15 protein-coding genes are annotated in these 24,978 nt (G+C 34.9%); 7 read left to right on the forward strand and 8 right to left on the reverse strand.

Translation table 11 applies throughout. From position 1 onward, the window contains the following. Positions 1-14: 14 nt before the first annotated feature. Positions 15-1,607: a bacillithiol biosynthesis cysteine-adding enzyme BshC gene (gene bshC, locus C1H87_RS03165; RefSeq protein WP_102754426.1), complete on the reverse strand. Its 1,593-nt coding sequence runs from the start codon at positions 1,605-1,607 to the stop codon at positions 15-17. A gap of 311 nt (positions 1,608-1,918) precedes the next feature. Here bshC and C1H87_RS03170 point away from each other — a divergent pair, with 311 nt between their 5' ends. From C1H87_RS03170 to C1H87_RS03190, 5 genes are all read left to right on the forward strand, one after another. After that, positions 1,919-3,448 (forward strand): PhoX family protein, encoded by a 1,530-nt coding sequence (locus tag C1H87_RS03170; RefSeq protein WP_102754427.1) that lies wholly within the window; start codon positions 1,919-1,921, stop codon positions 3,446-3,448. Between the two features lie 10 nt (positions 3,449-3,458). Then, positions 3,459-5,276: a cytochrome-c peroxidase gene (locus tag C1H87_RS03175; RefSeq protein WP_102754428.1), complete on the forward strand. Its 1,818-nt coding sequence runs from the start codon at positions 3,459-3,461 to the stop codon at positions 5,274-5,276. Between the two features lie 455 nt (positions 5,277-5,731). Then, positions 5,732-6,406 (forward strand): hypothetical protein, encoded by a 675-nt coding sequence (locus C1H87_RS03180; RefSeq protein ID WP_102754429.1) that lies wholly within the window; start codon positions 5,732-5,734, stop codon positions 6,404-6,406. A gap of 93 nt (positions 6,407-6,499) precedes the next feature. After that, positions 6,500-7,183 (forward strand): hypothetical protein, encoded by a 684-nt coding sequence (locus C1H87_RS03185; protein WP_158655109.1) that lies wholly within the window; start codon positions 6,500-6,502, stop codon positions 7,181-7,183. A gap of 212 nt (positions 7,184-7,395) precedes the next feature. Next, complete coding sequence (locus tag C1H87_RS03190; RefSeq protein ID WP_102754431.1) at positions 7,396-8,694, forward strand: carboxypeptidase-like regulatory domain-containing protein; 1,299 nt, start codon at positions 7,396-7,398, stop codon at positions 8,692-8,694. A gap of 812 nt (positions 8,695-9,506) precedes the next feature. Here the strand turns inward: C1H87_RS03190 and C1H87_RS03195 are convergent. Genes C1H87_RS03195 through C1H87_RS03205 form a run of 3 tightly spaced genes read right to left on the reverse strand, consistent with a single transcriptional unit; the run spans position 9,507 to position 12,615 of the window. Beyond that, a complete protein-coding gene (locus tag C1H87_RS03195) occupies positions 9,507-11,459 on the reverse strand; it encodes a hypothetical protein (RefSeq protein ID WP_102754432.1) in 1,953 nt (650 codons plus the stop codon). A 12-nt stretch (positions 11,460-11,471) separates the two neighbouring features. Continuing rightward, positions 11,472-12,116, reverse strand: a complete 645-nt coding sequence (locus C1H87_RS03200; RefSeq protein WP_102754433.1) for an outer membrane beta-barrel protein — start codon at positions 12,114-12,116, stop codon at positions 11,472-11,474. Between the two features lies 1 nt (position 12,117). After that, on the reverse strand, positions 12,118-12,615 hold the full coding sequence (locus C1H87_RS03205) for a T9SS type A sorting domain-containing protein (protein WP_102754434.1): 498 nt from the start codon (positions 12,613-12,615) through the stop codon (positions 12,118-12,120). A gap of 234 nt (positions 12,616-12,849) precedes the next feature. On the opposite strand from C1H87_RS03205, the gene C1H87_RS03210 reads away from it, so the two are divergent. Continuing rightward, entirely contained in the window at positions 12,850-13,974 is a 1,125-nt protein-coding gene (locus C1H87_RS03210; RefSeq protein ID WP_199769326.1) for a hypothetical protein, read from the forward strand. Positions 13,975-14,394: 420 nt separating this feature from the next. Here the strand turns inward: C1H87_RS03210 and C1H87_RS03215 are convergent, their stop codons facing one another. The 4 genes from C1H87_RS03215 to ychF form a co-directional block, all read right to left on the reverse strand. Continuing rightward, positions 14,395-17,040: a DNA gyrase/topoisomerase IV subunit A gene (locus tag C1H87_RS03215; protein WP_102754435.1), complete on the reverse strand. Its 2,646-nt coding sequence runs from the start codon at positions 17,038-17,040 to the stop codon at positions 14,395-14,397. Positions 17,041-17,250: 210 nt separating this feature from the next. After that, positions 17,251-19,110 carry a DNA topoisomerase IV subunit B gene (locus C1H87_RS03225; protein ID WP_102754437.1) on the reverse strand — a complete coding sequence of 620 codons (1,860 nt, stop codon included), beginning with the start codon at positions 19,108-19,110 and terminating at the stop codon, positions 17,251-17,253. Positions 19,111-19,221: 111 nt separating this feature from the next. Continuing rightward, positions 19,222-20,130 carry a DMT family transporter gene (locus tag C1H87_RS03230; protein WP_102754438.1) on the reverse strand — a complete coding sequence of 303 codons (909 nt, stop codon included), beginning with the start codon at positions 20,128-20,130 and terminating at the stop codon, positions 19,222-19,224. Between the two features lie 531 nt (positions 20,131-20,661). Beyond that, positions 20,662-21,756 (reverse strand): redox-regulated ATPase YchF, encoded by a 1,095-nt coding sequence (gene ychF / locus C1H87_RS03235; protein WP_102754439.1) that lies wholly within the window; start codon positions 21,754-21,756, stop codon positions 20,662-20,664. A 242-nt stretch (positions 21,757-21,998) separates the two neighbouring features. On the opposite strand from ychF, the gene C1H87_RS03240 reads away from it, so the two are divergent. Further along, on the forward strand, positions 21,999-24,701 hold the full coding sequence (locus tag C1H87_RS03240; RefSeq protein WP_102754440.1) for a TonB-dependent receptor: 2,703 nt from the start codon (positions 21,999-22,001) through the stop codon (positions 24,699-24,701). Positions 24,702-24,978: the final 277 nt, after the last annotated feature.

Below are 24,978 nucleotides of genomic sequence, written 5' to 3' on the forward strand. Positions count from 1 at the left end.
TATTGATATGATTTTTATAGCGTTAATATTGTGAATTCGCCTTTTAAAGGCTCCAGGTTCTCAATAAGATTTGGAATAAGTTTGGCGCCATATTCCAGGTAAAACTGGGAGAAGTTAGTATTTCGCTCTTGCAAACTTTGGCTGGGGAACAATTGCTCCTGCAATTCGGTCATTCTGGAAACTTGATCTGCCAACGTTTTCTTTTGAGCTTTAAGCAATCGTTTCTCTAAAGCCTCTAAGCCTTTTAGCTGTTTTATTTCCTGTGCTTTTACAGCTCCTATAAAAGACTTATCTGTTAGTTCTGCTAGCTTGAACAAATCCTTAAACTGATCTTCTAAATGAGTTTTTTGAGGCGAAAAGTCGATATTAATATTCGATATTTCCCTTACCTTTTTATTAATGAAAGTGTCTCGTTTTAAAAAGATATCTTCATCAGAGATATTCAATTTTTTTAATTTGTCCGTTTGCTGTTTTGTTTTAATCAAAACAGAATTACGCAATAGTAATATTGGGAACGGCACATTAACAGCCTTAAAAGATTGCTTTAATTGAAACCAATAGGCCAGTTCTCCCCCTCCTCCAATATAACATAGATTAGGCAATATAACTTCCTGATACAAAGGACGCATAATTACATTTGGCGAGAACCTCTCCGGATACTCTAAAACCTCCTTTTGTATGGCTTCCTTGCTCCAACTAATTTCGGTATTCAACACCTTATACACACTATCTTCAAACACAATACGTTCCCGTAAGTTCTTTTTTAAATAGAATAAATTAATCTCACGCGGATTTACCTGAATATTATATGCTTTTGAAAGTTCCTTGTTTGTTTCCTGAACAGACTTAAACGATGTTTGATTAAACAATTCACCTTCTACAAAGGGTGCAAATTGTTTTTTTAAGTTTGCTGCATTGGCATCTATAATAACTAAACCATAATCTTTAAAAAGTTCGTTAGCAAGATAACGCGTAGCATCTGCTAAATTATCATGATTTAGGTAAGCGTTATTAAATAAATCCCTTAAATAATCGGCATTTTTACTCGCTCCTAACTCTTTCGAGTATAAATTAAGTACAGCATCTAAACCATCTAACGGTAGTTCTCCAACAGCTCCTTTAGCGTCCCTGTTCCACTGTACTTTCTTTCCTTTAAAATTGAAGTAATTAATCTCGTCGAAGTCATGATCTTCGGTTGCCATCCAATAAACCGGAACAAAATTGTATTTCGGGTAAGCTGCTTTTAAGGCTTTTGAAAGATTAATAGCAGAAACTATTTTATATAAAAAATATAATGGTCCGGTAAATAAGTTAAGTTGGTGACCCGTAGTAATGGTATACGTATGCTCTTTTTGTAAATCTTCAATATTCTGGCGTGTTATATCAGATATAGCAATACCGTTGTATTGTTCCCTTAAACTATTAACCAGAATATCCCTGGATTCTTTTTGGAAGGATAAGCTTTTTTCTTTTATCTGATTTTCAAAATTTTCAAGCTTAGGAAAATGATGATAAAACGCATTTAACTCCGGCTTTTCTTCAAGATAATCACAAATTAACGATGAAAAATAGCCTGTTTTTTTAAATGAGATACAGTCTGATGGCATAAATAATATTGAAAATTTAGAAATGTAAAGATACAGATATTGAATTTCGAAATTCTAAAAAATTCGTTAAGAGTTTACCCCTTAATTCGAGTTTTTACCTGAGTCTTATTAACGTTTAAAAGCATTACAATTAATTAGGTTCTTAATCACAGCATAACATTAACTCATTTCTATTAATGTTTCTGTAACCTTATTAACTTAATAGTAACCTTAAATTGATGTAACAACATTAATCCTATAACAAACATTAAGTTCTCTAATAATAATTTTGGAAGCACAATAATTAATCTAAAATATACTAATCAAAAATCATGAAAAAATTATTTAAACTTTTATTATTATTAACAGTTGTAACAACTACTGGCTTAACGGTAATTAGTTGTGATATAGAAGACGGTAAAGATGGAAAAGACGGTGTAGATGGCGTAGACGGTAAAGACGGAAAAGATGGTGACAATTATACACCTGCCGAGTTTCCTCCTTTAACAGCTTCGAAAACTCCTAACTTATTAAAAATCGATGGCGCGTTTTCTTCAATTACCGTAACACCAATATTATCATCTGAAGATAAAATAGAAGGAACTCCAGATTTCGTTTACGGTTCTATGGCAGATGGCGCTGGTTTATTGGCTGAGAATGACGACACTTTTACTTTAATAAATAATATTGAAGCAGATTATTCTATTGCCAGAATTAAATTAAATAAAGATTTAAAACCATTTCACGGTGAATATATCTTAAACGCTCACGCTACTGCTTTTACTGCACAATGTTCTGGGTCTTTAATAACTCCTGAAGAACATGGTTTTGGCCCATTATACCTGTCTGGCGGAGAATGGGGAGGTGCCTCTAAAGGTGTTTTTGCAACTAACCCATACAAATCTCCAGATAATGCTAGTAACGCCATCATGCTTCATAAATTAGGGCAATGGTCTACAGAAAATGCTGTTGTAATCGGTAAAGATGCTTACTCAGATAAAACTGTTGCGTTTATTGGCGATGACCACTCAGATAATTCCGTGCCTTCTGGTCAGTTAGGTATGTATGTTGGAGATCGTGGCGATTTTAACAGAGGAAAATTATATGGTTTAAGAGTTACTTCTGCCGGAATTGACTTTGAAGTTGACATGGTTGAGGGTGTAGAATATGATGCCGATTTTGTTGAATTAAACGAAACTGAAATTGGCTTACTAGATGCAGAATGTAAAGCTAAAAACGTTATGGGATTCTCTAGATTAGAAGATATCGATTGGAGAAGAGGTTCTGCTGCAAACCAAAGAGAAATATACTTTGCTGTAACTGGTCGTAATAAAACAGACTTAGTAGGTAAAGGATCTTTATTAGGTAGAATTTACAGAGTCGTATTAAACGATACAGACCCAACTGGTGCTGCTAAAATTACTTGTGTACTAGATGGTGACAAAGACGGTGGTAAAGCAGATGGTTTCCACTCTCCTGATAATATTTTAGTAACAGAAAACTATGCATACATTCAAGAAGACCCTAACGGATACGCCTCTTTAAATGCAGACATTACTGGTTATGCTAAATTATACCAATACAACTTAATGACTGGTGATTTAAAAACAGTTTTAGAATGCGATCAAGATGCTGCGGCTAATCAAGGCTATGGTACTACTTCAAGAATGTGGGAGATCACAGGAATGATCGATGTTACAGAAACTGTAAACAACGGTACGAACACATTCTTATTAATTACTCAAAATCACGGTTGGGAACCAGCAGACGGATCTGCTTTTACAGACGTTAAAGCGAACTCTGCTCACAACTCTAGAAAAGAAGGTTCCGTTTTACACGTTATTACAGGTTTAGACAGATAATAGAATATACATGAATAACATCTTATTTTTAATAAGAGCTAAGGCATATACTTTTAGTATATGTCTTTTGCTTTTAACAGGAACTGCTTGTAAAAAAGAAGTAGCAAACACAAAACCAGTATCAATAAGCGAACAAATAGAAAACTTATACACAACAGAGTTAAGCCATTGTATTAATGCTCTTGATTCATTAGCATTACTAAAAAATACTCATGATAATATTGAAAATTATAAAAAAGCCAGATTACATTTTAAATCTATAGAGCCCATATTGTCATTTATAGATAAAGACAACTATAAATCCTTAAATGCCCCTAATATTCTTCAAATTCATGAAGAAGACCCAACCGATATAAAAATTAGAAATCCTTTTGGTTTTCAAGTTATTGAAGAATTATTGCATGAACCCCAAATAGATTCCTTAAAAATCAAAGAAACTATTTCTATTACCAATAGCCGATTAAAACTGATAAAAAAGAATATACACATCGATTTTAAAGACCACCATATTATTTGGTTGCTGCGAAACGAAATAGCACGCATCGCTACAACAGGCATTACAGGATATGATTCGCCGGTATTAAGCCAATCATTACAAGAAAGTCAGTACGCCTATACAACACTGGAAAAAATCATTACACTATCTAAAGATAAATTTCAGTCTGAAGCACTCTATCAAAATATTTTAAAGGCTATAGCTGAAGCTAAACAAGTTTTAAACCATGATTTTGATAGTTTTGATAGATATGTATTTATAAAAGATCATATTAACACACAATTAAAACTTCTGGTTAGTATGCAAAAAGATTGGCAGGTTGCGTTTCCCTTTCAATTGGCATTATCGAATAATATCATCTCTTTATTCTCTGCCGAAACTTTAAATGCAGATTACTTTACCGACTATAAAAGCGACACTACGAATCTAGCTTCAAAGATAGCTTTTGGTAAAACACTGTTTAATGATGTTAATCTTTCTAAGAATCATGACATGGCTTGTGCGACCTGTCATATAAAAGAAAAAGCCTTTACAGATGGCAGACGTGTTTTTGACGACAGACAAACAAGAAACTCTCCTACTCTAACCTATGCAACCTATCAACAAGCTTATTTTCATGATGCCCGTACAGGCAGTTTAGAAGGTCAAATTGTTGGTGTTGTAAATAACCATAACGAGTTTAATATGACTATGGATTCTATTATCGTTCGGGTGCGAAAAAATCCAGAATACAAACGCTTGTTAGATTCCTTATACAACAATAAAAGAGACGATTTTAATATAAGACACTCTATAGCATCCTACGTAAGAACGTTAAGTGCGTTTAATTCTAAATTCGATCGTAATATCAACAACCAGGAAAATACGCTAACAGACAACGAAATAAAAGGATTCAACTTATTTACTGGAAAAGCACAATGTGCTACTTGTCATTTTGCACCAGTTTTTAACGGTACCATTCCACCAGAATATAAAGAAACAGAAATGGAGTTAATTGGTGTCCCTCAAAAAAACGATACCATTAACGCTACTATAAGCGAAGATCTAGGCAGGTACTATACCTACAAAACACCAGAACGAAAACATTTTTTTAAAACACCAACTATAAGAAACATCGAAAAAACCGGTCCTTATATGCATAATGGTGTCTATAATACCTTAGAAGAAATCGTTGATTTTTATAACAGAGGCGGCGGTGCAGGAATAGGTATTAATGCAGAACTGCAAACATTACCACCAGATCCGTTAAACTTAACCCAAGACGAGCAAAACGATTTAATTGCTTTTATGAAAACACTTACCGATAATGATTTAAACGAGACAAATAATTAAAATATTTATCACCGAAACAACATATATGTGGAAAAGAAAAACAACACTATAAACATTATTTATAACATGGTTAAAACTCATATGACATTAAAATTAGTATTAAGTCTGGTGGTTTTAAACATTAGTTTTTCTTTTTCACAAATAACATTTAATGTTGATTATGAGATGTCTTTCTCAGACTTTAGATAAAAATTGGAGTATTTTAGTTACTATGATATAAAATCATATTGAAAAAGAGTTTCTAGTCTTATAGTCCGGCCTTATTTCTTATTCCTAAAAACAGTTTTTATTTTATCCAAAATCCGCTAGATTTGCAGGTAAGAAATTAACACATCAATGCACTAATTTCTTTGTTAATTTTATGCAATGTCCGAATTAAAAACCGTTTAGTTTTTTTAACCAAACCCAATTTTGGTGAGCGTTAAAAAAATATAATATTAACCTACATTAATAATATGGGACTAGACATGATTCCCCTTGATAAGCCCAAACCGGGATTTGAAGACAGGTATACAGAAATTCACAAACTACTTATTGAAGACAATTTCCCCAAACCACCACTAATAAAAAGGCTTTTAGGTAAAAAGCATACAACAAGAGATAAATTATTTAAAGAATGGCTTGCTATGGGAATTAAATCTTACGAAACCATAAAAGCCCCTAGAGTTGGTACGGATAAGAATGCCAATATCTGGATAATGAAACAATACGACCTGTTAGATGAAAAACCACCAATAAAAAGCTACATAAACCAAAACAAAGGGCTTTACGTTATTGAATTAGCAAAAGAACAAGATGGCGTTCCAGACCCTGAGTATTGTGGTATAGGAGATAGAAATATTTTTCGGGGAGAGTATTTAAAAGACTGTATTGATCTAATAGGAGAAAAACTCGTAAATGAAGCCTGGAAATCAAAATTGGCAGACGAAACATTAGACTACGGACATAGGTTAATGAAAGCTACCAATAAAATCGCCAGGAAACACGATCTTGAATACTTGAAAGATCAAAAAACGCCGCCAGGCCATCATTACGATCACATTGAAAGCAAAATTCATTTACTATACGCCATCTCAAAATGGCTAATATTTTATGGTGAAAATGGTCATGGCTATGAAGCTGAATATTAAAAACCCTAACACGGTTATAGCAAATAATACCAGAAAATTTTGCATATTGCCTGCAACAAATCTCATATAAAACTTAATACATTAAAAAATACCATGAAATACAACCACATCTACTTTTTAGGATTAATACTGCTTATTATATCCTGTAATAATAAAAAAGATAATAGTACTCCTGCTAGCAATAATAAGGTATCAGAGAATATTCAAAAGGAGAATGAATCGCCAAATGAGAGCAACCAAACCGAAAAGTTAAAAGCACAAGAAACGTCAAAAGAAAATTCAATTCCAGAAGCCATTCTGGTAATTAAAAAACAATTTGGCGATATAAACTCCTCTATTGCTAACTATTCAAAAAAAGAAAACAAGGATATTAATATCTCTAAAGACATCAACCCAAACAACTATGCTTTCGAAGGCGCAAGCATCCATCAATTAGCTATCGCAAACCTAGATAGATATTACGAAGGAACCGATTTAAAGAAGGCAGTTGTAACGTTTGAAGGTGCAAATGAAGATTTAATCTCCGAATATTACTTTTGGAATAATGCCTTGTTTTTTGTCTTTAAAACAAAAGTTAATTATCTAAAACCTAAATGGGCCGATGATTTTAAAGCATCCGATACGAAAAAGACTGAAAACAGATTTTATTTTAAAAACGATACGTTGATTCGATGGCTCGATCCACAAAAAAAGCAAGTTGATGTAACCAATGAAGAAGCTAAAAAAATAACACAAGAAATATTAAGCGACTCCCAATTGTACAAAAACTTAAAATAATTACGACTACCCAGTTATAGTATTAAATACAGAGGAATTTCAAAAAACACAAGAAGAATTATAAATATTCCTCTCAATTCAAAATTTGAAAGTATTTACATACATAAAAACATATAATCCATCAACTTAACGAATAAAGTGTTAAAAATCAATCGACAAAAGTATTATTCGTTCATTTTTTTTGTAACTTAATGAGATTAAATTCATTTATCATGAAAAGTACTACCCGCCTAACATTAAAAGGTCTACTTATCCTTATGTTTTTTTGCTTTTCTGCTGTTAATGCACAAGATGCAAAAGCTATAAAAGAAATTAAGGGAAAAGTTATTGACCAAAAAACCAATGATCCTTTAGTTTTCTCAGATCTAATTATTGCTAATTCCAATATTAGCACCGTAACCAACACCGATGGGGAATTCCTTTTAAAAATACCGCAAGACTTATTAGACGGTATTTTAATTGTTTCATACCTAGGTTATGAGAAAAAAGAAATTAAAATTTCGACTATAGATAAAAAACTAAAAATAGCACTAACTCCTGCTATTACGGAATTATCCACTGTTGAAATTGACACTTATAAAGATGCCAAAACACTTCTGGAGGCCACTCTAAAAAATAAAAGCTTAGTATATAACGATAATAGTACGTTAATGACGGCTTTTTACAGAGAAACTATTAAAAAAAGAAGAAGAAACGCATCTCTATCTGAAGCCGTAGTAAAAATACATAAGCGTCCTTATAACAACTATAAAAAAGATGCTATAGAACTCGTTAAATCCAGAAAAAAAACAGATTATACAAAGCTTGATACGCTTGCTGTGAAATTGCAAGGAGGGCCTTTTAGCAATCTATATACGGATATAATAAAATATCCAGAATATATTTTTACAAAAGAGGACATCCCGCTTTACAATTTTAGTTTTGGAAAATCTACTCAAATAGATGACGATCTAATTTATGTTATTAAATTTAGACAGAAACCACATGTGGAAACGCCTTTGTACTATGGTAAGCTTTATATTGATGCTAAAACTTTAGCGCTCACAAATGCCGTGTACAGTTTAAATGTTGAAAACAAAAAAGCAACAAGTGAAATGTATGTGCGTAAAAAGCCTGGATCTGCTATCGTATATCCAACAGAAGCCACCTACAGAGTAAATTACAGAACTAAAAATGGCAAATGGCAATACGCATACAGTAATATTTCGTTAACCTTTAAAGTTAATTGGAAAAGAAGACTGTTTAATAACGTTTACACGTTAAACAGCGAAATGGCAATTACAGATTGGAGAATTACGGATGCGGACATTCAAAGACCTAGAAAAAAGATGTTACGTCCAACTACCATTTTAGTTGACGCCACTTCTGGTTTTTCCGATCCTAAATTTTGGGGTGTATACAATATAATAGAACCCGAAAAATCTATAGAATCTGCTATTAAGAAAATACAAAAGCAGTTAAAAAAGGCTAAAGAAAACAGGAAAACAAGTAAAGAAACAAAAAAGGCATAGCATTTAACCGTTACCTTTTTAAAAGAGGTTTCAAAAGTTGATTTACTTACTTTTGAAACCTCTTTGCTTATTTAAATTTACGTGAGTTACACATTATAAAAGTTTTAAGCTTTACAAAATAGGTTACTTTAACGTGAATCTTGCTTAAGAATTCAAGGTGTTCCTCCCTTTTAAAAAGGGAGGTGGATCCCGATGAGATCGGGATTCGGAGGGTTATATTTGTTTGTTATTTTTAATAAAACTCCTCTTTCTTCCTATTTTTATCAAAATCGAAATTCATTTCTCGGCTTTAATTTAAAGAGGAGAGCACTGTGACAGTAAAAAAATAGTTCTGAAACAAGTCTGGGACACACAACAACATAAATTCTCTTATCCAAGATTCATGTTACTTTAAATTCAAATTTAGTTTTTCTGACAATTAGTATCTACCATGTCAGTCTGAGCTTGTCGAGGACATTTATCGATTATCAGGATGGTCATATTCAGTATAATTTTTAGAAAACTTAACCAAATCTTTCCAATTTTCATTAATAAGTACTTCTTTTTTCCGTTGAGACTATCCCTAAATATGTATACGTAATAAAACTTCGTTCCAAACAAGACTGTGCTTCGACAAGCTCAGCATGACACTCCAACACTAATTTATCTTTTAGCTTAAGACTAACGTCATACTTTTTAACGAGCTGATTTAAAAGTTGCTCATCATCGAAATTATTTTATGAAACATTATTTTTAATTGCGACAATTATAATATTAAGCAGATTCCTGCCTTACTGAAACTAGTTCAGCACATGCCGCAGGAATGACAACCACTATTCCTTTTTAAACGTATTAGGGTATCGTTTCCCAAACGATTTCCACAAGGTTGGCAAATACTCACCAGAATTCATTTTCCTAATCGTTCCTATTGGGTTATTCACAATTGCTTCAACTTCTGGAAATTGCTTTAAATCAACATTTCTATTTTTAAAATTCTCTTTTAACTGATTCATAGAGAGTTCAAAAATATAGCCATACTTAGTAAGCCACTTTTCTAATTCCGCATCGGTTAATTTAATTGAGCTCATTGATTTGTCGGACAATTTATCCTTAGTAGTAATCAAAGTTTTATCTGTATTAAGATCCTCCTCAACAGTTTCGCCATTTAGCTTTTTTAAGATAAGATCTAATTTATTTTTTATGTCCTTTATTTCTTTGTCTTGCTGTAACACTTTTAAAGCAATATCATTCGTATTAATACCAATAGCCACGTTTATATAACCAAACGTTTCATTCCTTGAAGCCTCCCAGGCAACTCCTAAAATAGACTGATAATCTGTAATCTTCATATTACCGGGCGATACCGCTATTCCTGTACCATCATTATTTCCAGAAGGTAAAATATAGTCTCCTACATTCACTTTACCAACAACCCGAACAGGTACTTGACCTAAAAAGGCTACCTTTTCAAAATGGTTTTCATTCCCTTTTACCATATTCCCCAACACAATAGGGTTTGTAGAAATAACCATGATATGATGGGCATCATTTATAGTCTTACTAATCTTACCGCCCTTTACCCCTACGATATCACCTTTAGCAAAAGTTTCGGCATGATTTTCTTTTTCCAACCATTCCGCATAATCGGCCCCACCAGATTCATACGACACACCAACATTATTTTCTGCAGCTACAGTTAACTCAATCCATTTGGCACCCAAAACAAAATTGTTTACCAACATAACCCCAGCTTCAGCAACATCTAGCTGGGTGCCACAAGCAATTTGTTCTGCTAAAGTAAAAGCCTGCTCTAACCCTGCCATAGCTTCATCCCAAATAAATCTAAAACTACTGTGCAGTTCACTTAAGGTTTGTCCTTCTATTGCGCCATGAATACCAAAATCATCCCTAAAAGTCACAAAGTTTTTCCCCGTATTTCTACCTGCGTTTACCTGAATAATAACACCTTGATCGCTCCCACGTACAACTAACGGGTAAGCAGCAGTACTGGTTTGTCCACCAGTAAGGGAAGCATCAATAGTTACCTGGCCATTTAAATTTGAGCTTTGGTTTACTGTAATATTTCGAAAAACACCATCTTGAAATGTAGACGTTCCATCCACAGATAAATCTCCAGAAAGATTGGTTGTGGCACCATTATTAACATTTAATGAGTTGTTTAAATTTGTAATGCCTTCTACTGTTAAATCTGCATATAATTGTGTGTCGCCACCAACTTCCAAAGGCCCATCAAAAGCCACTAAACCGTCCACTGTTAAGTCTCCTGTTAAGTAAGTAGGGCTTTGATTATTTACGGTTAAATTGTTATTTAAATTTGTAGCTCCATCAACATCTAAAGTAGATGTGGCAACAATTTCACGATGTCTCACATACGGAATATAGGTAAGCTCCTGATAACTAAACTCTACCATACCATCCCCATTATTCAAATCTATTTCTACCCTTAAAAACTTCGAGTTATTCCAATAAACCTGATTAAATGCCCCAATATTAGGTGTCCCCTTTCCCATAACCAAATTAATCATACCATAAGGATCGGTTGTTGTACTTTGTGTTTCTTGATATTCGGCATTACCACCATCATCAATAATGGTAAACCTAACCTGCAAATCTGTATTTGGTAAATTATTAGACGGTATATCTACTCCCGGAATTTCCTGCGGATTATTATCAATAATTACTGCTTGATAGGTAATACCATCTGTTTGAGAAAAACTTAAAAAATAAAAAAAAGTTAATATGAGGGTTAAAAATGGTTTTTTCATGAGTTCTTATATTTAAAAATCACAATTGCAGTTTGGTAGATTAATAATAAAACCAATCCCAAATTGATGAGCATTTAAGTTTAATTTTTCTGCGCTAATGCCACTATTGAGCAATACCGTTTTTCCGTAAGTATAATTTGCAAAAATGGCAGTGTTATTGGAAATGGGATATTGCATTCCTAAACCGCCTTTTATAAAAAATATATTGTTATTGAATTCGTCCTCTCCAACTAAATCATATACTTGATTGTTTATGGTTTGATTCCCTCTAATTAAAAACTCTGAAGCTATAGCACCCTTAAAAAAGAACGAGAAATCCCGCAATCGGAACAAATGAATATCTAAACCAGCCTTAACTCCCAAATAATTAACATCCCACTCAAAATAATTATCCAATCTGTTATCACTACCTATGGCACCATAACCGGAATACGAAGCTCCTAAAGACAAAAACAATGTTTTTGCCTCATTAATGTTATGACGGTAACCCATACCGATATAGGATTTGGATTGAGATAAAAGATTATCCAAAGGTTGACCTTGCGAATTTTTATAATCAAAAGACGAAACCGTCGTACCATACTCCATATATAATTGTTGACTATACCCTGAAATACTAAATATTAGAACGAGGCTAATTAGTAACTGTCTCTTCATGTTAACGTTTAATAATTTTTGATTTAAGTAATTTAGATCGCATACTTACATGAACCAAATAACTCCCTGTATTAAAATGTTTTAAATCTAAAACTATAGACTGCATTGGGTTAAACCGCTGTGCTAAAATGATTCTTCCTAAAACATCCCTAACCGTAACCAGTAATACATCAATAACGGGCTCTTTAAATTGTATTTGGACCTTGGAAGAAAACGGATTTGGGAAAATATCTGCTTTAAAATCCGTATTAAAACCGTTAACAATTATAGAAGCGGAAACAGGTTGCAGATACCCTTGTCGTAAAGAATAATTATTGGTTTCAAAGGTATTGATAACACTACCCTGACCAATACTCTCAATAATATAATAGCTTTTATTGTTTGCGTAAACTACATGTGAAGACCCTTGACTTGCCAAGGTTTGCTTTCGCAATATTTGAGCATTACTAAAATGAAAAACAAATACAAAAGCAATTAAAAAAACGTAATTTTTTAACATATTTTCTGGTTAGCGCTGCCAAACTAATTTGTAACCACTTATGAAACAAATAAATACTGCAATCTGCACATTTGTTCGCTAAAGCTGTTTTCCTAATATAAAATTCGCACATAGTTGTTTTTCAAATTAGAAAAGTTAAAAAAACGCTCTGTAACAAATACAAAATGAAGCCTTTACACCCATAGCATCTAAAAATAGTATTAATGTCGTATATATGTATTCAAAACATATATTATGATGGGAAACTTAACCTACAAAGTCATCAAGATTATATGCCTTATAATTCTTGTGTTAATACTTAAAAATTGCACCAAGCAAAATGATGATATATTTACATCAATTCATAATCCTCTTGAAAATCCTGAAAATGGCCCTGCAGCAGGAAATCCCGATGGTAACTCAGCTATACCAGTTGAAGCTGGTTTAGAAGATGTTTCAACCCCAGATATCGTTATTGGGGATGGCACTCCAGAAAGCTGTACCTGTGAAGCTGTGGTAGACGCCGTAGCTAAAGGAGGAAAAATAGTTTTCGATTGCGGCTCTGAACCGCATACCATTATTATGGACAAACCTGCTAAAGTGTTTAACAACGCCAACCCAGATGTTATTATTGATGGAGGCGGATTAATTACATTAAGTGGTGGTGGAAACTCGCGTATTTTATATATGAATACATGCGATCCAGAGCAAGTATGGACAACAGAGCATTGCCAGAATCAAGATCATCCAAGACTTACTGTACAAAACATCACCTTTGCAGATGGCAACTCAACTTCGGAAACCGAATATACCGGTGGCGGTGCTATTTGGGTTCGTGGCGGACGATTTAAAGTGATAAACTCTCGCTTTTTTAATAATCATTGCAAAAGTACCGGACCTGATGTTGGAGGCGCAGCTATTCGTGTTTTTAGTCAATACAACGACCAACCTGTCTATGTTGTAAATACGACTTTTGGCGGTGCTGAAGGTTATGGGAACGTAGGATCTAATGGTGGTGGTATAAGCAGTATCGGTGTATCGTGGACGATTATAAATAGCTACTTTTCACATAATAGAGCCATAGGTAATGGTGGTAATCCGGCAGAAGCTGGTACACCTGGCGGTGGTAGTGGTGGTGCTATTTATAATGACGGAAATACCATGACTTTAACGGTACGTGGAACACGTATAGAAGAAAACGAAGTTAACTCATACGGATCATCAATTTTCTTTGTTAGTAACGATCATTCAGGAAATATAATTATAGATAATTCAACCATTCAAAATAACATTGGTGGTTCATGGTACCCTGTCTATCCTAGTATTTCTATGCATGCCGATACGCCGATAGCGGTAACGAATTCGACTATAGAACAATAATTCTAAACACTTACTGTAGTTTAAAAAAACACTCAACAACCATGGTTGTTGAGTGTTTTTATTTTTTTAATTTTAATCCTATTTTAACGTGAATCTTGCTTAAGAATTCAAGGTGTTCCTCCCTTTTAAAAAGGGAGGTGGATCCCGATGAGATCGGGATTCGGAGGGTTATATTTGTTTGTTATTTTTAATAAAACGCCTCTTTCTTCCAATTTTTATTAAAATCGAAATTCATTTCTCGGCTTTAATTTTAAGAGGAGAGCACTGTCACAGTAAAAAAATAGTTCTGAAACAAGTCTGGGACACACACCGACATAAATTCTCTTATCCAAGATTCACGTTATTTTAAACTGTAACGATTTTTCAGGACGACTCAGAATGTAGCCGCATTAGATTACATTTCAAGTTTACATTAATTATTTAAAACAACGTCCCTTGCCCTTCGCCATCTATATCGTCTCCTTCCGATGCTTTAATATCATTATCTGAAGAAGCTTCTGGGTTAACCTCAGTTTCATCAACAACTTCTAAATCCTCTGCATGTACTTCCTCAGGAGCTTCATAAGGTAATGAATCTAATAGATTAACCTGATTTATTTTATCTCTTGTTAACTGGTTTCCTAAAGCAGTTATCCCTTTAATAGCAATAAATTCTTCGAGGTTAACTTCCAAATTGGCTTTTCGGTCTTTACCGCGTTCCTTAGCAAATACAACTTCTGCCATTGGTCTCCAATCTGTAGATACAATTTCTAATTGAGAATCCGGATGGTCTGAAATAAACGAATCTACTTTCGATTCATTTTCAATCAAGAAACGTTTTACATAATAAATTTCCTTTTCTCCATTATAATAGATGGCCGATACTGGTTTTTTAGGAATCCATTTTTCCATAACAATCATATCGCTATCAAAATGCATGGTTACTTCTGGTGTAACCGTTTTAATAATACCGGATTGTGTGATAATTAGGAGCTTATCTTCGCCTCTAAATTCGCCAATTAACTCGCCTCTACCATCTACATTTAAACGTTGTACGGAATCATCAAACCATATTTTACGTGGTTTTAAAGTAGAAACGCCTTTTTCTTTTAACTCAACGCGTTTTATAGAATATTTAGTAACCAAATTTCCTTTAGATACGCGACCTTTTATAAGTATATCGGCAAAATTAATATCCCATTTCAACTTCTTGATACTTCCAGCCTGTCGTAACAATATAGTAACGACTTCGGCTTCTCCGTTAGGATTTGCAGAGAAATAAAGTACCGTAGAGCCCTTATTCCCATTAGTTAAGTCGTATTCTTTATCTCTTGTTACACCAGTAACAGCGAACCTTTTAATGTATGAAGGCCCATTTTTTCCATCGCGATAAATCAAGTTATAAATAGTACGCTTGTCTTTCTTTTTAAAGACGGCCACATACATAATATCTTTACCTATAAAAGTTTTTGTATCTACTTTGGTAACGACCATTTTACCGGCCTTGGTAAATACAATAATATCATCTATATCGCTACAATCCCCAACATATTCATCTTTACGAAGCGATGTACCTATAAAACCTTCTGCCCTATTTACATAAAGTTTTGTATTTCTTATAACCACTTTGGTGGCATCAACATCATCAAAAACACGAATCTCTGTTTTGCGCTCTCTTCCTTCTCCGTAATCTTTCTTCAATCTTTTAAAGTATGAAATCGCATACTCGATAAGGTTCTCTAAATGATGTTTTATTTCAGCTATTTGCTCTTCTAAAGCTTCAATGCGCTGCTGTGCTTTGTCAATATCAAATTTCGATATACGTTTAATTCGAATCTCCGTTAGCCTAACAATATCATCTTCTGTAACGGCACGTTTTAAGTGCTTAATATGTGGTTGCAGCCCTTTATCGATAGCCTTTATAACACCTTCCCAAGTTTCCTCTTCCTCAATTTCGCGGTAAATTCTGTTTTCAATAAAAATACGCTCCAAACTTGCAAAGTGCCACTGTTCTTCATGCTCTCCTAATCTAATTTCAAGCTCACTTTTAAGCAAGTGAACAGTATTATCTGTAGAACGACGCAGCATTTCAGACACCCCAACAAATAAAGGTTTATTATCTTCAATAACACAACCTAAAGGCGAAATAGACGATTCACAACTTGTAAATGCATACAACGCATCAATCGTTTTATCTGGTGATAACCCTCCTGGTAAGTGCACTAAAATTTCAACTTCGGCAGCAGTGTTATCTTCAATCTTTTTAATCTTTATTTTCCCCTTATCGTTAGCTTTTAAAATAGAATCTATAAGCGACGACGTTGTTGTTCCAAAGGGAATCTCAGTAATCACAAGTGTATTCTTGTTTAACTGGGAAATTTTAGCTCGCACGCGAACTTTCCCACCACGTAATCCATCATTATAATTGGTAAAATCTGCAATTCCGGCAGTTGGAAAGTCCGGCACTATGGTAAACCGCTTTCCTTGTAAATGCTTTATTGAAGCATCTATAAGTTCGATGAAATTATGTGGTAATATTTTTGTTGATAATCCTACGGCAATCCCCTCGCCTCCTTGTGCCAATAGCAACGGAAACATTACCGGTAAGTTTACGGGCTCTTTACGTCTGCCATCATAACTGGCTTGCCATTCAGTAATTTTTGGGTTATAGACTACATCCAACCCAAATTTAGAAATACGAGCTTCAATATAACGGGATGCTGCGGCACTATCTCCTGTTAAAATATTCCCCCAGTTTCCTTGGGTATCTATTAATAAATCTTTCTGACCAATTTGCACCATCGCATCTGCAATACTCGCATCTCCATGCGGGTGGTACTGCATGGTGTGCCCTACAATATTTGCCACCTTGTTGTAACGTCCATCATCCAAATCTTTCATAGAATGCATGATACGTCGTTGTACAGGTTTAAAACCGTCTTCAATGGCCGGTACGGCACGTTCTAAAATAACATAGGATGCATAATCCAGAAACCAATCCTTATACATGCCCGTAACCCGGGTAATGGTTTCTTGAGACTCATCTTGTTCGTTTGTTAAATCGTCGTTTGGGTCGTCTTCAGTCATATTTTATATCAGTTCTGAGTAGGAGGATCTCACTTCTTATTCTTCGTTAATTGCCTAATTCCAAAAATGACTAATAGTATCATTATTAGTATTCCCAGATAAGCAGTGCTATTATTTTTGTAACTTAAATCACTATAATCGACTTTAAAAAGCCACGCGACCAATAAAACTGCAGATGCTATAGTTATTATTAATCGTGCTTTAATCATACTATGCTTCTTCTTCAATTAAGTCCAGTTCAACTTTTAAATTGTCTATAATAAACTCTTGTCGTGTTGGTGTATTTTTACCCATATAGAAAGAGAGTAATTCTTCAATAGACATATTATCATCCAACATGATAGGATCTAATCGAATATCGTCGCCAATAAAATGCTTAAACTCATCCGGCGATATTTCACCCAATCCTTTAAATCGGGTTATTTCTGGTTTTGGTTTTAATTTATGAATGGCATTTACGCGCTCTTCGTCTGTATAGCAATAAATGGTTTCTTTTTTATTCCTTACACGGAACAAAGGCGTTTGTAAGATATATAAATGCCCTTCTTTTATAACTTCAGGAAAAAACTGAAGGAAAAATGTAATTAACAACAATCGAATATGCATCCCATCTACATCGGCATCAGTCGCAATTACAACATTGTTGTAACGTAGATCCTCTAAGGATTCTTCTATATTTAAAGCTGCCTGTAACAGATTAAACTCTTCGTTTTCGTAAACAATTTTCTTACTTAATCCGTAACAGTTTAGCGGTTTTCCTTTTAAACTAAAAACGGCTTGTGTATTAACATCGCGGGATTTGGTAATACTTCCAGATGCCGAATCTCCCTCGGTAATAAAAAGTGTTGTTTCTAAATTACGTTCGTTTTTAGTATCTCCAAAATGAACTCTACAATCACGTAATTTTTTATTATGAAGACTTGCTTTTTTAGCACGGTCTTTAGCTAATTTTCTAATACCGGAAAGTTCTTTACGCTCTCTTTCTGCTTGTAATATCTTGCGCTGAACAGCTTCTGCCGTATCTTGATTTTTATGCAGGAAATTATCTAAATGCGTTTTTACAAAATCATTTATATAGGTTCTTACGGTAGGCAAATCGCCTCCCATATCGGTAGAACCTAATTTTGTTTTGGTCTGACTTTCAAAGACAGGTTCCATAACTTTAATAGCTATGGCACTTACTACTGATTTTCTAATATCAGAAGCATCATAGTTTTTACCATAAAACTCACGTATGGTTTTAACCAATGCTTCTCTAAAAGCATTTAAGTGCGTACCTCCCTGAGTGGTATTTTGTCCGTTTACAAACGAATGATATTCTTCGCTATATTGAGTTTTACTATGTGTTAAAGCAACTTCAATATCGTCACCTCTTAAGTGAATAATTGGATATAATCTATCTGATTCATTAATATTTTCGCTTAATAAATCCTTTAATCCGTTTTCACTAAAATACTTTTCGCCGTTGTAAACTATGGTTAAACCTGGATTTAAGTACACATAGTTTTTTAACATTTTAACGATGTACTCACTTCTAAACTTATAGTTTTTGAAAATCGTTTCATCTGGAATAAAGGATACCTTGGTTCCTTTTCTTCTCGACGTATCCTCTAATAAATCTTTATTGATTAAAGAGCCTTTCTCGAATTCTGCTGAAGCCGATTTACTATCGCGAGTAGATTCTACCCTAAAGAATGAAGACAGGGCATTTACAGCTTTTGTACCGACCCCATTTAATCCTACCGATTTTTTAAATGCCTTAGAGTCGTACTTTCCTCCCGTATTCATTTTAGAAACCACATCTACCACCTTACCCAAAGGAATACCACGTCCGTAATCGCGAACGGTAACCTTAGTCCCTTGTATAGATATCTCAATGGTTTTTCCAGCCCCCATGACGAACTCATCAATAGAGTTATCTAAAACCTCTTTTAACAAGATGTAAATACCATCATCTGGAGACGATCCATCTCCCAACTTACCAATGTACATCCCAGGACGCATACGGATATGTTCTTTCCAGTCGAGTGAACGTATATTATCTTCGGTATAATTAGATTGTGCAGCCATAGAGTTGAGCGGAATTTTACGATAGATTGCTAATATAAGACAACGTTACAAAAAATAAAACCCCCATTACACAAAGTAATTAACAATATAAAATTGTTTTTGTTGAGAACCTTATGCATTCGCGTCCCGCTTCTTTAAAGAGATTAGCAATATGCCTACAATAACGACCAGAGCTCCAAAAAGTTGTAATAACGTTAGGATTTCGTTTAAGAAAACTGCGGCTAAAATAATCGTAGAAATTGGTCCGATTCCGGCTACAATCGCAAAATTCGACGAACTGATCATTTTTATAGAAGCCGATACCAAAAACGACGGAATTACGGTTGCAAAAACAGCAATTAAAAATCCGAGTAAATAGACCTGCCATGAAAAATTAAATAAATCGACATGATTGACGATACTATAATGCACAAACACGCAGGTACACGAAACAATCATGGCATAGGCCGTAAATTTCATAACCCCGAACTTTGGAATCAACCAGCCACTACCAACCAGATAAGACGCATAAGTGGCTGCACTTAGCAAAATTAGAACACCTCCTATGTAAGTGTCGTTTCCAGATATGGCAACCTCATCCCAAAAAGCAATAACGATACCCAAATAGGTTAAAGCAATAGCACCAGCCTGAATTTTGGTTATTGGCTGTTTTAAAAAGAACCTGTTTAAAAGAATGACCATAGTCGGGTACAAAAACAGTATGATACGCTCTAAACTGGCTTTTATATAAGTAAGCCCTAGAAAATCGAAATAACTCGCCAAATAATACCCAATAACCCCAAAGAAAACAACCCAGGCATAATCTTTTTTCCTAACGACAAGTCCGCTATTCTCATTTCGATACAAATAAGCTATAACTACGTAAAACGGAAAAGAAAACAACATCCTAAGCAGTAAAATACTAATAGGATCTACATGATACCGATAAGCCAATTTAACCATTACAGCTTTAGAGGAAAACAGCACTATACCCAGAATCCCTATAAGCACACCATAAACAAAAGTCCTTGTTGTTTGCATCCAGTGAAAGTAATTCCTTCCTTTTTAGCAACTATTTTAAATATTGAAGAATTACGATGTTCAGTTTTTTGTTAGTAGTAATCAGTTGGCGGTGTTCGGTGATCAGTGTTCAGTGATCAGTAAACAGTATATAGTGTTTGGTTAGCAGTTACAACACATCTATTCCTTTGCGTCTTTGCGGGGAAAACTCAGTGATCAGGCAACAGTATTTAGCATAATCAACCAATTAAAAATCAATCATTTAAACCCTCAGAAATAAATAAAAAATTTAACAAATCAGAACTTCCTTTGCGTCTTAGCGGCTTAGCGTGAAAAATTCAGTGTTCAATGTTCAATGTTCAGTGTTCAGTGTTCAGTGTTCAGTAAACATGTTTAAATATAAATAAACACCATATACTTTTAAATAAACACCAAACAACCCACAGAAAACAAAAGTCTTAATTCCTTATCCTTTGCTCTCTTTCTACCTTTCAACTTTCAACTTTCAACTTTTCAACTTCTGACTTCAAGCTTCTAACTTCCAACTCCCACCTAAACATTAAACAAGAAATGCATCACATCCCCATCCTTAACCACATAGTTCTTTCCTTCCACACGCATTTTCCCTGCCTCTTTCACTTTGGTTTCACTACCGTAAGACACGTAGTCGTCGTAACCAATAACCTCGGCACGAATAAAACCTTTTTCAAAATCGGTATGAATAATACCTGCCGCCTGTGGGGCGCTTGCTCCTATGTCAACCGTCCATGCGCGAACTTCTTTTACACCAGCTGTAAAATAGGTTTGCTGATTTAACAACTTATAAGCAGAACGAATCAACTTAGCAGAACCCGGTTCATCCAAGCCAATATCCTGTAAAAACATTTGGCGTTCCTCGTAATCATCCAATTCATTAATATCAGCTTCAGTACCAACAGCCAAAACTAATACCTCAGCATTTTCATCCTTAACCGCTTCCTTTACCCGTTCAACATAAGCATTACCAGAAGTTGCCGCACCTTCATCAACATTACAAACATACATAACAGGCTTATCGGTAATAAACTGCAATGGTTTTACAAATTCATCATAATCCTCTTCGCTAAACTCTAAAGCACGAACCGATTTCCCTGCTTCCAAACCTGCTTTTATTGTTAGTAATATAGACTCTTCTTTCTGAGCCTCCTTATTGCCGGTTTTGGCAGCACGCTTCACTTTATCCAACTTCTTTTCAGCCGTTTCTAAATCCTTAAGCTGTAACTCCATATCGATAGTTTCTTTATCTCGTATGGGATCTACACTACCATCAACATGAACAATATTATCGTTATCAAAACAACGCAATACATGTAGAATAGCATCGGTTTCTCTAATATTTGCTAAAAACTGATTTCCTAATCCTTCTCCCTTACTCGCTCCTTTTACAAGACCAGCAATATCAACAATCTCAACCGTTGCAGGCATCACACGCTCTGGATTTACCAACGATTCCAATTTCTCTAAACGCGGATCTGGTACATTAACCACTCCAATATTAGGTTCTATGGTACAAAACGGAAAGTTTGCACTTTGCGCCTTGGCGTTCGATAAACAATTAAATAACGTTGACTTTCCTACGTTTGGCAATCCTACTATTCCTGCTTTCATTTAAAATTTGTTTTCAGCTTCCCTGTGCCGAACATGTTTCGGTAACACGGGAATCTATTTTAGCGAGTGCAAAGATATATTATTTAATAGTATTTTATAATTTTTATAAAACTCAATACTTATGCTTTAATATAACAACAGGCAAACTTTAACAATTCCTACTGTAGAACCACCCTTGTTTTAGATATTTTTCTGACATCTTTAGCGTATATTTACTACAATAACCCAAATAAATAATAAATATGAAACACACTTTAACATGGATGCTAAGCCTATTTAGCATGTTTTTTTCGTTCGCCCAACTAAATGTTACTGGTACTATTTCCGACACTTCCGGAACACCAATTGCAGGTGTGAATGTGCTGGAAAAAGGAACAACAAATGGCGTTGTTTCTGGTTTTGATGGAAAATTCACCATTTCTGTCAATGGAAATTCAATTTTAGTTTTTAGCTACATAGGTTATAATTCTAAAGAAGTCCCCGTTAACAATCAATCCATCATCAATGTTACGCTAGATGACGGTGTAGATCTTGATGAAGTTATTTTAGTCGGTTCCCGTAGTCTAAGACGAACCGCAACAGACACTCCCGTTCCTGTAGACGTCCTAGACGTTTCAAGTATTGCTTCAACCAGCGGTAAAGTTGAAGTTAATGAGATTTTACAATACGCCGCGCCTTCATTTAATGCCAGTAAACAATCAGGCTCAGATGGTGCCGACCATATCGTACCGGCTTCCTTGCGTGGTTTAGGTCCCGATCAAACCCTAGTCTTAATAAACGGAAAACGAAGACACCAATCGTCTTTGGTAAATGTTTTTGGAACCAGAGGTCGTGGAAATTCCGGAACCGACCTTAATGCCATTCCTTCGAATGCTATTAAAAGAATAGAAGTTTTAAGAGATGGTGCTTCTGCACAATATGGATCGGATGCCATTGCTGGTGTTATCAATATCGTTTTAAGAGATAATACCGATGGTTTTTCTGGAGGTATTACCTACGGTGCTTACAGTACTGCTATTGGCGATGGTTGGGAAGCCGAGACTGGCGAAACCTTAAGTAATGTTGAGGGTAAAAACCGATTAGATGGTGATGACAAAAGCTGGGATGGTGAAACCATTAAAATCGATGCCAATTACGGCGTTTCGTTAAACGACAAAGGCGGTTTTATAAATTTCACAACCGAGTTATTATCAAGACAAAATACCTTAAGACCCGGTTTTTCATGGAGAAAAGGTTATGGTAGTGCCGGAATTGAAGGTTTTAACTTTATGATTAATGCCGCTTTACCTATAAATGATAATACCGAAGCGTATGCTTTTGGAGGTAGAAATTTTAGAGACACCAATGCCTATGCATTCTCTCGTAGTGCATTTGTTGATGATCCTGACGATGGTGAACTGCGAACTGTTCCAAGTTTGTATCCAGATGGTTTTACACCAAGAATCACCTCGTTAATAACAGATGTATCGGTTTCTGCCGGAGTAAAGCATAAAATGAACAATGGTTGGGTATTAGACTTCAACAATACCTTTGGAAAAAACAATTTCCATTATTATATCAAAGGAAGTAACAATGCTTCTATGAGAGAGTCTTCTCCCACCGATTTTGATGCTGGCGGACATTACTTATCTCAAAATACCACAGGCATAGACTTCAGTAAATATTTTGAAAATATTGCTTCAGGAATGAACCTTGCTTTTGGTATGGAGTTTAGAACAGAAAACTTCGGGATTTTTGCTGGTGAAGTTCCCTCATACGGTCTTTATGATGTAAATGGTGTTGTAATAACCAATCCGGCCACTCAGAGTGTTGCTACATCTCCTTTAGGAAACGAATTGCCTGGAGGCTCACAAGGGTTTCCCGGATACAGTCCAGATAACGAAGTAGATAGAAGCAGAACCAATTATGGTGTTTATCTGGATTCTGAACTCAATGTTAGTGAATCTTTTATGTTAGGCGGAGCTGTTAGATTTGAAAATTACAGCGATTTTGGAACCACCTTTAACGGAAAGCTTGCTAGTAGATTAAAAATTAACGACGATCTTTCGTTAAGAGGGTCTGTATCCACTGGCTTTAGAGCCCCTTCCCTAGCGCAATTATACTATAACCTGATCTTTAACAATATTGTAGCTGGCACATCGGTTCCTTCGTTATTATCTGCCAATAACAGTACCGTTACAAAAGCCTTTGGCATTGGTCAATTAAATGAAGAAAAAGCTTTTAATGCCAGTGTTGGGTTTACCTATAAAAAGCGAGGTTTTACAGCCACCGTAGATGCTTACTCTATTTCTGTTGATGATAGGATTATCTTAACCGATAACTTTACAGATCAAACCATTTTAGGGCCTTTAAATGTTGATGCTGCGCAATTTTTTGCCAATGGTGTAGATACCAGAACCACCGGTTTGGATATTGTTTTAGGTTACGAAACTAATATTGGTGAACATGGCAAAGCTAGAATTGGAGTGATAGGTAATATCAATGATTTGGAAATTAAACGTATAAACAATGGTAACTTAAATGAGTTTACCTTCTTTGGACCATTTTCACAAGCTTATCTGGAAGCAGCTGCTCCAGATTATAAGTTTGGGCTCAATTTGGGATATACTTGTAAAAAGTTTGATGCGGCAGTGTCATTAACACAATTTAGCGAAGTTACCCTTCAGGACTTTCAATGGGTAGATTCACCTGCGACAACTCAGGCAGAAGCAGATGCCCTTTTTCCAGTAGCAACTGATGTTTACAAAGCCGCTATGGTTGTTGATCTTAGTTTAGGCTATCAACTTACCGAAAAAATTAAATTCAGTATAGGAGCCAACAACTTGTTTAATAAATACCCGACACCTCAGTTTGATGGTTGGACAGACCAGGGCGGTTTAGCCGATTCTGTTCAAATGGGTTCCGACGGTACTTATGTTTTTGGCAGACTTAATTTTAGGTTGTAATTAAAATAGTTACGGCTAATAATGCTTCAATCCTTCGACAAGCTTTGGACAAACTTAGTTTAGCATGACAAAAATACTCTAAATTGTCTTTTTAGTTCTACAGACAATTGATAACTTTTTTTGTCAATCCGAGCTTGTCGAGGATTCTCGCATAGGTATCATTTTCTTAGCTTACTATGAACATCAGCCATATAATACAAGAATCATGTAATTCTTACAATTCGTATCCAAAACTTTTATTGTAAATTGTCCATGTAACATTACTACTATTTGTTCG

The organism is Flavivirga eckloniae (assembly GCF_002886045.1).
Lineage (GTDB): Bacteria > Bacteroidota > Bacteroidia > Flavobacteriales > Flavobacteriaceae > Flavivirga > Flavivirga eckloniae.

Coding starts and splice junctions, on each gene's coding strand:
- bshC (WP_102754426.1), bottom strand. CDS start 1,607: ATGCCATCAGACTGTATCTCATTTAAAAAAACAGGCTATTTTTCATCG.
- C1H87_RS03170 (WP_102754427.1), top strand. CDS start 1,919: ATGAAAAAATTATTTAAACTTTTATTATTATTAACAGTTGTAACAACT.
- C1H87_RS03175 (WP_102754428.1), top strand. CDS start 3,459: ATGAATAACATCTTATTTTTAATAAGAGCTAAGGCATATACTTTTAGT.
- C1H87_RS03180 (WP_102754429.1), top strand. CDS start 5,732: ATGGGACTAGACATGATTCCCCTTGATAAGCCCAAACCGGGATTTGAA.
- C1H87_RS03185 (WP_158655109.1), top strand. CDS start 6,500: ATGAAATACAACCACATCTACTTTTTAGGATTAATACTGCTTATTATA.
- C1H87_RS03190 (WP_102754431.1), top strand. CDS start 7,396: ATGAAAAGTACTACCCGCCTAACATTAAAAGGTCTACTTATCCTTATG.
- C1H87_RS03195 (WP_102754432.1), bottom strand. CDS start 11,459: ATGAAAAAACCATTTTTAACCCTCATATTAACTTTTTTTTATTTTTTA.
- C1H87_RS03200 (WP_102754433.1), bottom strand. CDS start 12,116: ATGAAGAGACAGTTACTAATTAGCCTCGTTCTAATATTTAGTATTTCA.
- C1H87_RS03205 (WP_102754434.1), bottom strand. CDS start 12,615: ATGTTAAAAAATTACGTTTTTTTAATTGCTTTTGTATTTGTTTTTCAT.
- C1H87_RS03210 (WP_199769326.1), top strand. CDS start 12,850: ATGATGGGAAACTTAACCTACAAAGTCATCAAGATTATATGCCTTATA.
- C1H87_RS03215 (WP_102754435.1), bottom strand. CDS start 17,040: ATGACTGAAGACGACCCAAACGACGATTTAACAAACGAACAAGATGAG.
- C1H87_RS03225 (WP_102754437.1), bottom strand. CDS start 19,110: ATGGCTGCACAATCTAATTATACCGAAGATAATATACGTTCACTCGAC.
- C1H87_RS03230 (WP_102754438.1), bottom strand. CDS start 20,130: ATGCAAACAACAAGGACTTTTGTTTATGGTGTGCTTATAGGGATTCTG.
- ychF (WP_102754439.1), bottom strand. CDS start 21,756: ATGAAAGCAGGAATAGTAGGATTGCCAAACGTAGGAAAGTCAACGTTA.
- C1H87_RS03240 (WP_102754440.1), top strand. CDS start 21,999: ATGAAACACACTTTAACATGGATGCTAAGCCTATTTAGCATGTTTTTT.